Origin of the sequence: Streptomyces sp. NPDC014734 (assembly GCF_043083325.1) — a bacterium.
GTDB lineage: Bacteria > Actinomycetota > Actinomycetes > Streptomycetales > Streptomycetaceae > Streptomyces.
In genome coordinates this window covers 135482-148359 of sequence record NZ_JBIBYN010000011.1, presented here as the reverse complement: position 1 = coordinate 148359, position 12878 = coordinate 135482, and the positions used below count along the sequence as shown (strand labels likewise).

Below are 12878 nucleotides of genomic sequence, written 5' to 3'. Positions count from 1 at the left end.
GATCTCGGCGGCCCGCTCCTCGCGGCTCTTGCGACGCTTCCCGAACATGCCCATGACGGCTTCTCCTTCTCGATGATGTCTGGTGTGTCCCGGGCGGACTCCGTCGTACACACCGCGGAACGTGCCCACGTCGGCATCGGTGCCGGTCGCGGGGCCGACGTGACCGCACCAACGCTCCCGGGGGAGCGGGGCGCGGGTACCCGCCGCGTACGGGGGCTGAGTCCCGCGGCCGGAGCCGTACGAAGGGGCGTCCCGGTCACGGGCCCCCTTCGCGTCGTCGACCCGTCCGACACCGTCGACGCTAGGCGGCCGGGAAGACCTACCGATCTCAGGTTCGCCCGTCCGATTTCGAACGGCGTACCCTTCTCGCATGCCGCCCCTGACCCAGCCGACCGGCGAGCGCCGACCGCGCGCCATGGTCATCGACAGAGCCTGGCGCGGCCTCGGGCCGGGGCTGGAATCGCTGAGCGGGCCGGGCGGCGCACCCCTGACCCGGACGGTCAAGCTGATCGTGCTGCCCCTGATCGTCAGACCCGCGCTGAGCCCCGAACTCGCGACGGACTTCCTCGGGCCGGCACAGGCCGCGCGTCTCGGCGCGCTGATCCGGGAGTCCGGTGCGCGCCTCGGGGCGACGGCACAGTGGTTCACCCTGCTCAAGCGGACCCGCCGGGCCCTGGGCGTGGTGGCGGGCAACCCCCAGGACCTGTACTTCCAGCGGTGTTTCGAACTGGCCGCCGAGCACGGAGCACCCGCGGCCGGTGCGGACGCCCTGGCCAGGGCCGTGGTCGAGGACGTGGCGGACGCGGCAGACGGACGCACGGTGGACGTGCTGAAGGACCACCTCGCCGACGCCACGCGGCGCGCCCGGCTCGACGGAGAGCTCGCCACCGTGTGGGGGAGCCGCAGCCCCGCCCCGGTCGCGGACACGGCCGCGGCGGTGGAACTGGCGACCGAGGTCCTGGAGGCCTGCGGCACACCGGGCGGGGCGAGGAACACGCCTGCGTACGCCTCCATGGTCCGGGCGGAACACGGAGACCTGCTCGGCCGGGCCCTGTGGGCACACACGGACGGCGTCTGGGGCGGCGAGGATCTACCGGCGCACCTGGGACTCACCGGGCGGCAGGTGCCGCCGCGCCCGGAGGTCGGCCGGGGCGCCTCGACGGCCACGCTCCCCGCGCCGCTGGACCGCACACTCTTCGAGCGGCTCTTCGCCGTGCTGCAGTCGTCGGCGCGGCGCGAGGAACTGCCCACGGTGCCGGAACTCGTCGGCCGGGAGGTGGGCCGCAGCTGCGCCCCGCTCGGTCTGCACGACGAGAGCCTGCGCGTGACCGTGTTCCTCGGGGGGCGACTCGCGGTGGGCCTCGACCCGCTCGGCACCGGACAGTGCGCGCTGGGACCGACGACGGCGCACCGGGCCGTCAACAGCCGCTGGAGGCGGGAGGCGTCGGCCCTTCGCGCCCGCAGGATGACCGTCTCCCCCCGCCCCGACCCGGACGGTGGCGCGCTGGACGCCCTCGCCCAGGACCTCCGCACGCCCTGGGCCGCCTACATGCGGCGGCTGTGGGTGCGGCTGCACGGCAGGGATGTGCGCGGCGCCCCGCTGGAGGACGTCGCCTCGGCCTGGGCGGTGCTCGACGGGGTCGCCCGCTCGGTGATGATGGACCACCGGGCCAGGGTGAGGGCGGCGCTGCGGACACTGTCGGCGACCGGGCCGGAAGCCACCGCGCCGAGGAGCGCGTGATGGCACGGGCCCGCGGCGACGTCCACGTCGTACGGGAGGAGGACGGCACGATCCGAGTCGCCCCCGTCCCCCCGCCCGCCTCCCCCGGCGGGACCGAGGAGCGCGGCCACCTCGCCGACGGGCCGGGCCCCGACTTCACCCGAGCCGTTCTCGACGTCGCGGGAGCGGTACTCACCTGGTCCGTCCTCGACCGTCCGGGGCCGCCGACGGCTCAGCTCCACGACGTGTCCCGGGCGCAGCAATGGCTGTGGGCGGTCTACGGCGAGCGCACCGCCGCCGCCGTGCAGGCCTGTGCCGCGGAGGAACGGTCCCTGCGGGTCACGGCGGACCGCACCGCCCTCGCCACCGACGCCGCCCGGCTCGGCCTCGGGCACTGGGCCGCCCGTTGGTGGCCGGCCTCGTACCTGGACGGCATCCCGGCGCTCGAACCCGACGTGCTCGGCCTGGAGCTGGCCGCGCTCACCCACCGCTGCCAGCAGTTGTTCGACGACTTCGGCGACCAGCCCGACGACTGCGCGGCCGAACTGATCCAGGACCACCGGGCCGCCCTCGACCCGCTGACCCGGTGGTGGCGGACGGCACCGCGGCCGACGGACACGACACGCCGTCTGGAGAGCGTCCTGCGGCTGGTCGACGACGCGGCGGACGGCGCCGGGCTCGACGGGCAGGCCCTGCGCCGCCTCCGGTCGTCCCTGGACGGGCGCGATCCCGCCGGTGCGCCGGTCGATCCCGGCTCGCTGTTCGTCCGCCACGACGGTTACGCCCTCGCCGCGGGCGGTCCATTCGGCGCGGGCGGCAGGGTGATCGCCCGGGGTTCGGGGACCAACGACTGGCGTCGCTGCCCGCCCGGCCTCGTCGACGCCTCCGAGACCGCGGTCTCCTGGACCGCTCGCGCACACGGCGCGCGACGGCAGATCGAGGTCGAGGCCGTCGCGCACGGCGCGGCCTCCGCCGCCGCGGTGCCGCTCGTCGCGGAGGTCCGCGTGAACGACGGTCACCGCAACCGCGTGCCCCTCGCCAGGCGGGACGACACGTGGACCGGCCGGACCGGACTCGATCCGGCGGCCGCGGCGACGACGCCCCGTATCGCGGTAGACGTGCTGCTGCCCGGCTTCGACCCGCTCCCCGATCCCGACCGGTCCGGCGAAGCCGGAGACATCGCCGACCGCGACGCGATCCGCGCCCTGGTCCGGCGGCGGCTGACGAGCGCCGCGCGGTCCCTGACCCACGACGCCCCGCCGTACGACGCCTCCCCGGAACCCTTCCTCGCCGAGACCGTCGCCGCCACCGCCGGAGAGGACTACTGACGGATGCGGAACGAGGAGGACGACGCGGCGGCGGGGCTGTACGGAGAACCGTTCGACAGCGGTTTCGCCCTGGCCGGGGAACACCTGCTCGCCGCCGACCTGCCCGCCGCCCACACCGTCTACGAGGAACTGCTCACCGCGACCGAATCCATCGAGCACGTGCCCGGGGTGCCCTTCCTGCGGGCACATCTGCTGTCGGACATCACGAGCGTCCGGCTCGCCGGGACGGACTTCGCGGGGGCGGCGGACGCCGTGGAGCGGGCCCTCGGTCTGCTCCACGACACCACGACGATTCCGCCGGGGCCGCAGGGCCGTCAGATCTGGCTGGAAGTCCTGTTGAAGACACTGCTCGCCAGAGCCGACCTGCTGCGCGGGACCGGTCGCCCGGACGAGGCGCTGGCATGTCTCGACGAGGCGGCGGCCAGGCTGCCCGAGTTCGACGATCCCGAGGGGCTGCGCACCGCCGAACTCGGCCTGAGCCGGGTGCATCTGCTGATGGCGCGCGGCGCGTGGGGCGCGGCCGAGGAACAGGCGTCGGCGCTGTTGTCCACCATGCCGACGGTCCCGTCGCCGATCGCCCTGCGGCTGCTGACCGCCCTCGGCCTGATCTGCGCCTCGACCGGGAGGTTCGACCCGGCCGAGGACTACTTCGCCCGTGCGGAGGAAGGCTGCCGTGCGACGGGGGACGCCGACGAACGGCAGTCGCTGCTCGCGCACCGGGCGTACGCCGCGATGCGCCGGGGCGACCTCGACGTCGCGGAGCGGCTGTACGCCGAGGCGTCCGCGGTCTTCGAGCGGCAACGGCGGTTCGGTGACCTGGCGGTCTGCGAACAGGCCCGCGGCTTTCTCGCCGGTCTGCGCGGCGACGCCGTCGGGGCCGAGGAACTGCTCGGGGCGGGTCTGGCCCGGTTCCAACGCATCGGCGCGTCGATCGCCGCCGCCGACACCGGTCTGCTGCGCGCCCAGCACGCCTATGACCGGGGCGACATCACCGAGATGAAAAGGCTGGCGCAGGAAGCCCGAGACGCGTACCAGGAGGGCGCGGTGTACGAGCGGTGCGCACAGGTCGACCTCATGCTCGCGAGAACCCTGGAGGACAACCTGAACCGGACGGACCACGGCGAACACGAGACCCGGTCCCTCGACACCGCGCTCTCCCTGGCGCTTCCCGCCGCGCTGGCCCTGGAGGCGGCACGCCACGACTTCGCCACGGCCCACGCGCGCAGTCAGTGGCTGCAACTCGCCGACGAGGCCATGCGGCTGGTCTTCCGTCTCGCGGTACGCCGTCAGGATCAGGGACTCCTCTTCGAACTGGTGGAACACCGCTGCGCCGGCGCCTCGCTGGCACTGGGGCGCACGCCACGGTCACAGGCGCCCGGCGCGAGCTCCGGGGCCGCCGTGCCCGTCGAGCACGCCGGGTCGGTCTTCCCGGACGCGGCCATGAAGACATACGTGCGTGCCGACGGCCCGACGGCGCTCGGGGGCGCGGTTGCGGAGGCAGCCGCCTCCGTCGGCCTGCGCGTCGCGCCGCCGCCGAAGGTGCGGATGTCGCCGGAATCCGGCCGCTTCGCCCTCCAGGAGTACATCGAGGCGGCCGAATTCCGCTATCACCGACGGATCGTGAGCGAGGAGGAGGTGCCGTTCTGGTCGCCGACGACCTGACGGGCCGCCCGGTGGTCCAGATACGGCTGGCCGATGCCGGTGATCTGTTCATGACCTGGATCTGGACCAGTGGGGCCCGGGGGTTCGGTACCGGCCACGGGCCCGGTGACGAGGTCGACCGGGCGGTGCGCGCGCTGGCCGCCGCGCTGCCCGGGGCCGGTGGGGGAGCGGACGGGATACGGCGGGCGCTCACCTCGGGAGCGATGGCCGACCGCCCGGCCGAGCACCGGCTCGCGCGACTGCTGGCCGATGCTCTGTGGCCGGAGGAGCTGACGGCACAGATACGCCACGTATCGGCGCGCGCGGGCCGTCCGCTGGTGCGGATCCAGCCATCGCCCGGAGTGGCCCAGGTTCCGTGGGAACTGCTCGCCGTCGACGGCGACGTCAGGCTCATCGATCTGGCGGACGTCGCGACCGCCGCGCCGGTGTCGTTGCGTCCGCGGAGACCCGCCGCGCCCCCGGCGTCCGGCGCGCGGCAGGCAACGGGCGCCGGCCCCGACGCGGTCGTTCTCGTCCTCGACCCCAGGGTGCCCGGGTTCCGGGCCGACTCCCCGCTCGGTTCGGTCCTGGGGCCGCCCGGCTCGGACCCGCGGCTGATGTCGTTCGTCCGGAGCCGGCTCGACGCGGGCGCCGTCGTGCCGTCCGTGTCCTCCCCGGAGGAGGCCTTCCGCCGTACCGACCTGGACCGGGAATGGCTGAGCGCCGTGCTCCGCGAGGGTGCACGGCGGCTGATGTACGTCGGGCACGTGAGCGCCGCACCGGTCGAGGGCGGGCAGAGCGAGGACGGCGCGCTCCATCTGTGCTGCGGTCCGGGAAGCGTCGGCCTGACCGGAACGGTCCGTACGCATCGGCCGCTCTCGGCCAAGGACCTCCTGCTGGGCACGCTTCCCCTGCGCGCGGACGGCGAGCCGGGCGCGCGGATCTGGCCCGCGCCGCCGCGAGTCGCGCTGATCGGCTGCGAGAGCGGCGGCGATCTGAGGTTCGCCGAGCCGTTCGGCCCGGCCGCTGCGATGATCCACAACGGAGCCGAACTCGTCACCGCCACCCGCTGGGTGCTGCCCACCAACGTCGCCTTCCACCGGCTGGCCGGTCTGCCCGGGACCGTACGCCCGCTGTCGGAGGCGATCATCGCCGTCGACGCGGCCCACGAGCACCGCGACCCCGTGCACCGGCTCGGCGGCTGGCAGCGCGAACAGCTCGACCACTGGCGTGCCGACGGCCGGATCGAGCACTCGCCCCTGATGTGGGCCGCCATGACCTGCATCGTCGTATGACAGGCGAACCTCCCGCCGGGCCCCGGTGACCCGTCGGGGGGTGGTGACGGCACCACCCCCCGACGGGCCCCAGGCCACCTGACGTGTCGCCGTCCGCGCAGCAGACTTCTGCCCAGCCCCGGCGAGGATGCGCCCGGGCCCGACCACGGACGGGGAAGAGCGATGGCCAGTCACACACGCCGAAGGATCCTCCGGGGAGCGGCACTCACGGCCGCCGGCAGCGTCGTCGGAGGCTACGGCCTCGGCCACTACGCCACCGCGGCCCGGGCCGCGGTGCGCGGCACGGCGGCCGGAGGCGAGGAACCGTCCCCGTTCCTGGAGGGAGCCTTCGCCCCGGTCACCGAGGAACTCACCGCGTTCGGCCTCCCGGTGACCGGACGGGTACCCCGCGACCTGGACGGCCGGTACCTGCGCACCGGCCCCAACGCGCTGGGCGTCGAGGACCCGCGCGCCCACCACTGGATGATCGGCGACGGCATGGTGCACGGGGTCCGGCTGCGCGGCGGCCGCGCCGAGTGGTACCGCAACCGGTGGGTGCGCTCCTCGCGGGTGGCACGGAAACTGGGCGAGCCGTACCCGGGCGAGGTGCCGCCGGACGACTTCGCCTGCAACACACACGTCATCCCCTACAAGGGGCGCGTCCTGGCCCTCCAGGAGAGCGGCCCCCTGCCGTACGAGCTGGACGGCGAGCTGAACACGCTGCGCCCGTACGACTTCCGCTCCACCCTGGAGGGCGCGTTCACCGCGCACACCAAGTACGACGCGGCGGCGGACGAACTGCACGCGGTGGCGTACTACCCGACCTGGGACCACGTGCGGCACCTCGTGATCGACCGGACCGGCCGGGTGGCACGGACCACCCGGATCCCGGTGGCGGACGCCCCGATGATGCACGACTTCGCCCTCACCGGGAAGTACGTGGTGATCGTCGACGTGCCGATCACCTTCGACATGGCGGCCGCCGGGGCAGGGGCGCCCGTTCCGTACGTCTGGAACCCGAAGCACCCCATGCGGGTGGGGGTGATGCCGCGTACCGGCGGATCCGCCCGCTGGTTCGAGATCGACCCCGTGTACTACTCGCACACGCTCAACGCCTACGACCAGGGCGACACCGTCGTCATGGAACTCACCACCATGCCCGCGCCCTTCTACGCCGCGGGCCGGGGCAACGGCGGCCCCTCCTCGACCGGCACACCCGCGCTCGACCGCTGGACGATCGACCTGCGCGCGGGCCGCGTCCGCAGCACCCGGATCGACGACCTGCCGCAGGAGTTCCCCCGTGTCAACGAGGGCCTGGTGTCGCGGCGGCACCGGTTCGCGTACACGGTGAGCGCGGCGGAGATGTGGCGCGCCTACGAGACGGTCGACGGAGTTCCGCCGGACGACAGGTTCACCAATTGTCTGGTGAAGCACGACATGCTGCGGGGCAGCAGGCAGACGCACCGCTTCCCGGACGGCGCGGCGGCCGGGGAGCCGGTGTTCGTGCCGCGCCGCGGGGCACGGGACGAGGACGACGGCTACCTCCTGTCCTATGTGCACGACCCCGGCCGCGGCGCGAGCGACCTGGTGATCCTCTCCGCGCAGGACCTCACCGCACGCCCCCTGGCCCGCGTTCACCTGCCGGGCCGGGTACCGCTCGGATTCCACGGGAGCTGGGTGCCGGACGCGTGAGGCGGACCCCGCCGCGAGACGCCTGCCGGGAGGTGCGCGCGGTGCGAGGGGGACCGGAGCGAGCGCCCGACCGTATTGGACCGTATGGTCGAGGAATGACGGGAATGCGCCGTGCGAGGCACACACCTCACTCCGCGGCGGGCCCGACACGAGGTGCGAGCGGAACACAGACGAAGGAGCCGGCTCAAAGTGAAGGCTGCACGCTACTACGACCGCGGCGACATCCGTATCGAGGACATCCCGGAGCCCACGGTCCGGCCGGGCACGGTGGGCATCGATGTCGCGTACTGCGGGATCTGCGGTACCGACCTGCACGAATACCTCGACGGACCGATCTTCGTCCCGCCGGGCGGTCACCCGCACCCGGTCTCGGGCGAGTCCGCCCCCGTGACGCTCGGCCATGAGATGTCAGGCGTCGTGTACGCGGTGGGCGAGGGCGTCGACGGCGTGAAGCCGGGCGACCGGGTCGTCGTCGAGCCCTACATCCTGCGTCCCGACGTCGACACCGGCGAGAACAACCCGACCTATCACCTCTCGCCCGACATGAACTTCATCGGGTTGGGCGGCTGCGGCGGCGGGCTCGCGGAGAAGATCGTCGTGGAGCGCCGGTGGGTCCACCCGGTCGGAGACGTCCCGCTGGACCAGGCGGCCCTCATCGAGCCGCTGTCGGTGGCGTACCACGCGTTCCAGCGTTCGGGCGCGAAGGCGGGCGACTTCGCTCTCGTCGGCGGCGCCGGCCCGATCGGGTTGCTCACCTGCGCGGTGCTCAAGGCGATGGGCATCGAGGTCGCGGTCACCGAACTCAGCTCGCTGCGTCGGCAGAAGGCGCTGGACACCAAGGTCGCCGACCACGTCATCGACCCCGCGGCCACCGATGTGGCAGAGGAGGTCCGGCGTCTCACCGGCGGCAGGGGTGCCGACGTCGCGTTCGAGGCCACGTCCGTCAACGTCGTCCTCGACACACTCTTCGACGCCGTCAAGCCGGGCGGTGTCATCACCGTCATCTCGATCTGGGGCAAGCCGGCGTCGCTCGACATGCAGAAGCTGGTCCTCAAGGAGATCGACCTGCGCGGCACGATCGCCTACGTCAACTCCCACCCGCAGACGATCAAACTCGTGCAGGAGGGGCGCGTCGACCTTGCCCCGTTCATCACCAGCACCATCGGCCTCGACGACCTCGTCACCGAAGGCTTCGAGACCCTGATCCACCACAACGAGACGGCCGTCAAGATCCTGGTGGACCCCCACCTCTGACACACCGGCCGTCCCGCACGGGCGCCGGGGCACCGGCGTCCGCACCCGGGGCCGCGACCCGGTCGGACGGTACGGCGGTAGGAACGTCCGGGGGCGATCGCCGGGATCTGTGCACGAGAAGGGCCGTTGCTCTCTGGCGGTGATCGATTCCGGAGTGTAGCCTCACGAGGAGATGTCGTGGTTCGCAGGACCTGCCCGCGCCCTTGGTGCGGGCGTTTCGCTGTGCGGTGCGTGACCAGGGCGATCACCTCCGGGTCCGCGCGGTGCGGACCCGATGCCGACTGAGAGGTACGAGCATGGCCAGCGGAACCGTGAAGTGGTTCAACGCCGAAAAGGGTTTCGGCTTCATCGCGCAGGACGGCGGGGGCCCCGACGTCTTCGCGCACTACTCCAACATCAACGCCTCCGGCTTCCGTGAGCTCCAGGAGGGCCAGGCGGTCACCTTCGACATCACGCAGGGCCAGAAGGGCCCGCAGGCCGAGAACATCACGGCCGCCTGAGGCGAGCCCGCAGGCGGTGTGTGGAACGACCCGGCGCCCCCCGGGCCACACGGAACGCCGTCGGCTGATCCCGGGGCCCTGAACACGTCGCCCCGCCGAGCACATCGGCGGGGCGACGTGCTGTGAAGCGGCCGGTATCCGGGCCCGCTCCAGTCGTCCGCCCACGGTGCGCGGACGGCCGACGAACTGCACGCCCGGCCGTCCGGGCGCCACGACGGCAAGGCGCACACCACCCCGGCCATCGCCATGGGGCGGGCCCGCGCCTTCATCCGGCGGGACGGTGCGGCGACGAGGCCCGCAGGGCTGATCTCTCGTCACTGGGACGCGAAAACAACGGACTTGACGGCTAACACCGTTAGCCCTACCGTGGCGCCATGCGGCTAACGGTGTTAGCCGCTTCGATCGGCCGCCATGACGAGAGGGCTGCAATGAACACGGTCACAGCGGGCGGGGCGCCCCGTGCGGCGGTGCCCCGCCCCGCCTCCGCCGAGCCGTACGGACGGACACGGACGTTCCCCCGGGGGGCCTCGACGGTCACGGGGGAAAGGGTGCCGACCGTCGGTCCTCGCCGCCCTCGTGCCTCTCGACGGCCCCCGGCCCCACCCCCCGTTCGGACACCGGCTTCCGGACCGGGACGACCCACCGGCACCGCGATCACACGGGCGGATCACGATGACTGACCGCGCGCGTCAGATCATGGCCGTTGCCCGGGAACTGCTCGACGCCGAGGGCCCGGACGCGCTGTCGATGCGGCGCATCGCCGAGCGGGTCGGCATCCGGGCGCCTTCCTTGTACAAGCACTTTCCCGACAAGGCCGCCGTCGAGGCCGGGCTCCAGGTGCAGGGGATGACCCGGTTGGCGGAGGATCTGGAGGCCGCCGAAGCCGGGATCGGCGCCGAACCGCCCCTGCTCGTGCTCGCCGGCGCCTATCGACGGCACGCTCTCGCCAGTCCGCACCTGTACCGCATCACCCATACGCGGCCGCTCGCCCGCACCGCTCTCCCCGAGGGACTCGAAGACCGTGCGGCGATGCCACTGGCCCGCGCGGTGCACGGCGACATCGACGTCGCGCGTTCCCTCTGGGCGTTCGCGCACGGCATGGTCCTGCTCGAACTCGACGGCCGCTTCCCGCCGGACGCGGACCTGGACGCCGCCTGGCGTACCGGCTGCGAGGCGTTCACGCAGACAGTCCGCAACAAGTCCCGGGGGGACATCGCATGACCACAACGGTTACGGAGCCCGCTGCCGGCGTCATCACCGCCCGCACCGCCGGCTACGCACACGCCGCGGCATGGATACTGGGGCTCGCCGTCGCCTGGGGGGCAACCCCCGAAGCCGGTGACACCTACGCCGAGATCACTGCCGCGTACGCCGACCGGCCGTTCCGGGCGGTGGCCCAGGCGCTGCTCGTTCACGGTGTGGCGGCCGCCGGGCTCATGGTCGTCGGATCCGGACTTGTCGACTGGGCCCGCCGTACCGGCAGCACCGGGGCCCGCCAGGCCGGATGGGCCGGATGGGCCGGGAGGATCGCGGGGGCGCTCGCATGCGTGCAACTCGTCCTGGAACTGATCGCGGTGACCGGGGCCGGTCCCTCGGCCTCGGGCAGGACCGGCGCACTGTTCGAGGCGGTCCAGCGCGTGGACGGTGTCAAGATGCTCGCGCTCGCGGCGCTCGCCGCGGCCGTCTGCGCGGCGTCCCGGCACGGCGCACTGCTGCGGCGCCGGGAGATCGTCCTGGGCTGGGTCCTCGCCGCCACCATCACCGCGTCCGGCATCGGTTACCTGTTCCTGTCCACCGCCTTGACCCCGACGGCGTTCCTCTCCCTGCCCGTGCTGCTGATCTGGATCGCCGTACTCGGCACAGCACTCACACGCCGGCCCTGAGCGCGAGGATCGCGGGGGCCGGACCGGCGGGCACCGGCCCCCGTCGGCAGCCCGCCCGAAAGCGGCCTGAGCCACGGCGGGTCCCGCTGGCCGTGGCCGTCCGGCCCGGCAACCGGCGCCGGTTGGCGAGGAGCGGGGATCCGGGTGCCAACGCGGACGTCACCGTCCGGCAGTGCCGTTCGGTATCGTCGGTGGGCGTCTTCACCACGTGGTCACCGGCCCCGACGTCTGCTTCGGCGAGTCCGTCGAATCCGGCAACACCGGGACGGAGGCGGCGTGTTGATTCCCGGAGGGTTCCGGTAGGGCATCCGGCGGATGCCCGGGCCGCTGTGGGCGTGATGTTCGTTTCGATTCGTCGGGCCGTTGTGGATTCACCCGCCGGTCACGGCTCGGCCCGTCGGCCGTGACCCGATGGCTCACACTCCGGGAACCCGGTCGGATTCCTTGTCCGGGGCCTTGGCGAGTTCCACACCACGCAGGCTGAACAGCATCAACGTGACGCATCCGCAGGCGAGCGCGATGTCGGCGACGTTGCCCACGAACGGGCCGTAGTCGATGAAGTCCACCACACGTCCGCGGGCCGGGCCGGGCTCACGGAAGAGCCGGTCGCCCAGGTGGGACATCGCACCGCCGAGCAGCGCGCCAAGTACGAGCGCCCAGCCCGCGGAGGCGAGGCGGCGGGCGATGTAGAGGATGCCGATCACCGCCGCCGCGGCCGTCAGGGTGAACACCCAAGTCGCCCCGGTGCCCATGGAGAACGCGGCACCGGCGTTGTACAGCAGCCGGAAGTGGATCAGGGAGGGGATCACGGTGATGCGCTCGTTGTCGGACAGTGCGGAGACCGCCCACCACTTGGTGAGCTGGTCCGCGAGCAGGACCACCACCGCCAGCAGGAGCATCACGCCGTACAGCCGCCTCGAACCCCGTTCCCACCGCGTCATGTTGGCCTCCGTGCGTAGCGATCTCCGAACCAGGATTCCCCGAGGTTATCGGTCTCCCTCCGTGGCCGGGCACCGGCCGGCCGGCGGGGGACGGTCACACGAGCGACGGCCACCGGTCGGCGGCCCACTCCAGCCAGTCCCGCCATCCGGGAGGCGGCCCGTCGACCTCGCTCCCGGCGAGTTCCGCGGCGTCGGGTTCCTCGAACAGCGACCTGTGGCGCAGAAGGTCCGCCTCGTCCATCGGGAAGGTCCCTTCCGCAGTCGCCGACCGGCGACGGGCGATCCGGGTTCGCTGGGTCTCCGGGTCCACCGGCAGGTACACGAGGCGGCAGGACGCGCCCACGGACGCCACCAGCCAGCGGATCGCCGACCTCTCGTCACGGGACCAGCATCCGAAGTCCAGGACCACGTCGGTTCCCAGCTCCAGGGCTTCCAGGGCGAGGTGGAGCAGCCGTCCTTCCAGCACATCGCGCTTTCCGCCCGCCTCCGCCTCGCCGAAGAGCGGAATCATCCACTCGTCCGGCGTCAGCCGCAGCGCGCGGTGTTCCGCGGCCAGCCGCCGGGCTCGCGTGGTCTTTCCGGCCCCCGGCAGACCGACGGTGAGGAACAACGTCGTCGTGTCCCCGGCGAAGGACATGGCGCCAC

Annotated in this window: 11 protein-coding genes; 9 read left to right on the top strand and 2 right to left on the bottom strand. The window is 73.0% G+C overall.

The features are described from left to right. Positions 1-370 precede the first annotated feature (370 nt). The 9 genes from ACF1CT_RS19515 (at position 371) to ACF1CT_RS19475 (ending at position 11292) form a co-directional block, all read left to right on the top strand. Positions 371-1741 carry a hypothetical protein gene (locus ACF1CT_RS19515; RefSeq protein WP_391785117.1) on the top strand — a complete coding sequence of 457 codons (1371 nt, stop codon included), beginning with the start codon at positions 371-373 and terminating at the stop codon, positions 1739-1741. Next, on the top strand, positions 1741-3048 hold the full coding sequence (locus ACF1CT_RS19510) for a hypothetical protein (RefSeq protein WP_391785116.1): 1308 nt from the start codon (positions 1741-1743) through the stop codon (positions 3046-3048). The genes ACF1CT_RS19515 and ACF1CT_RS19510 overlap by 1 nt, the downstream gene beginning before the upstream one ends. Before the next feature lie 3 nt (positions 3049-3051). Beyond that, on the top strand, positions 3052-4710 hold the full coding sequence (locus ACF1CT_RS19505) for a tetratricopeptide repeat protein (RefSeq protein ID WP_391785115.1): 1659 nt from the start codon (positions 3052-3054) through the stop codon (positions 4708-4710). 11 nt (positions 4711-4721) lie between these two features. Continuing rightward, positions 4722-5984: a CHAT domain-containing protein gene (locus ACF1CT_RS19500; RefSeq protein WP_391785114.1), complete on the top strand. Its 1263-nt coding sequence runs from the start codon at positions 4722-4724 to the stop codon at positions 5982-5984. A 162-nt stretch (positions 5985-6146) separates the two neighbouring features. Beyond that, the gene (locus ACF1CT_RS19495; protein ID WP_391785113.1) at positions 6147-7655 is read left to right on the top strand and encodes a carotenoid oxygenase family protein; all 1509 of its coding nucleotides are present in this window, start codon (positions 6147-6149) and stop codon (positions 7653-7655) included. Between the two features lie 189 nt (positions 7656-7844). Next, entirely contained in the window at positions 7845-8909 is a 1065-nt protein-coding gene (locus tag ACF1CT_RS19490) for a 2,3-butanediol dehydrogenase (RefSeq protein WP_391785112.1), read from the top strand. A gap of 296 nt (positions 8910-9205) precedes the next feature. After that, positions 9206-9409 carry a cold-shock protein gene (locus ACF1CT_RS19485; protein ID WP_327425334.1) on the top strand — a complete coding sequence of 68 codons (204 nt, stop codon included), beginning with the start codon at positions 9206-9208 and terminating at the stop codon, positions 9407-9409. A 672-nt stretch (positions 9410-10081) separates the two neighbouring features. Then, entirely contained in the window at positions 10082-10630 is a 549-nt protein-coding gene (locus ACF1CT_RS19480; protein WP_391785111.1) for a TetR/AcrR family transcriptional regulator, read from the top strand. Continuing rightward, positions 10627-11292, top strand: a complete 666-nt coding sequence (locus ACF1CT_RS19475; protein ID WP_391785110.1) for a hypothetical protein — start codon at positions 10627-10629, stop codon at positions 11290-11292. The genes ACF1CT_RS19480 and ACF1CT_RS19475 overlap by 4 nt, the downstream gene beginning before the upstream one ends. Before the next feature lie 416 nt (positions 11293-11708). Here the strand turns inward: ACF1CT_RS19475 and ACF1CT_RS19470 are convergent, their stop codons facing one another. Beyond that, positions 11709-12233, bottom strand: a complete 525-nt coding sequence (locus tag ACF1CT_RS19470) for a signal peptidase II (RefSeq protein ID WP_391785109.1) — start codon at positions 12231-12233, stop codon at positions 11709-11711. 94 nt (positions 12234-12327) lie between these two features. Beyond that, a complete protein-coding gene (locus ACF1CT_RS19465; RefSeq protein WP_391785108.1) occupies positions 12328-12870 on the bottom strand; it encodes an AAA family ATPase in 543 nt (180 codons plus the stop codon). Positions 12871-12878 lie beyond the last annotated feature (8 nt).

Excerpts from the sequence above, each read along its gene's own strand:
- ACF1CT_RS19480 (WP_391785111.1), top strand. The coding sequence starts at position 10,082 with ATGACTGACCGCGCGCGTCAGATCATGGCCGTTGCCCGGGAACTGCTC.
- ACF1CT_RS19465 (WP_391785108.1), bottom strand. The coding sequence starts at position 12,870 with ATGTCCTTCGCCGGGGACACGACGACGTTGTTCCTCACCGTCGGTCTG.
- ACF1CT_RS19485 (WP_327425334.1), top strand. The coding sequence starts at position 9,206 with ATGGCCAGCGGAACCGTGAAGTGGTTCAACGCCGAAAAGGGTTTCGGC.
- ACF1CT_RS19470 (WP_391785109.1), bottom strand. The coding sequence starts at position 12,233 with ATGACGCGGTGGGAACGGGGTTCGAGGCGGCTGTACGGCGTGATGCTC.
- ACF1CT_RS19495 (WP_391785113.1), top strand. The coding sequence starts at position 6,147 with ATGGCCAGTCACACACGCCGAAGGATCCTCCGGGGAGCGGCACTCACG.
- ACF1CT_RS19510 (WP_391785116.1), top strand. The coding sequence starts at position 1,741 with ATGGCACGGGCCCGCGGCGACGTCCACGTCGTACGGGAGGAGGACGGC.
- ACF1CT_RS19475 (WP_391785110.1), top strand. The coding sequence starts at position 10,627 with ATGACCACAACGGTTACGGAGCCCGCTGCCGGCGTCATCACCGCCCGC.
- ACF1CT_RS19515 (WP_391785117.1), top strand. The coding sequence starts at position 371 with ATGCCGCCCCTGACCCAGCCGACCGGCGAGCGCCGACCGCGCGCCATG.
- ACF1CT_RS19505 (WP_391785115.1), top strand. The coding sequence starts at position 3,052 with ATGCGGAACGAGGAGGACGACGCGGCGGCGGGGCTGTACGGAGAACCG.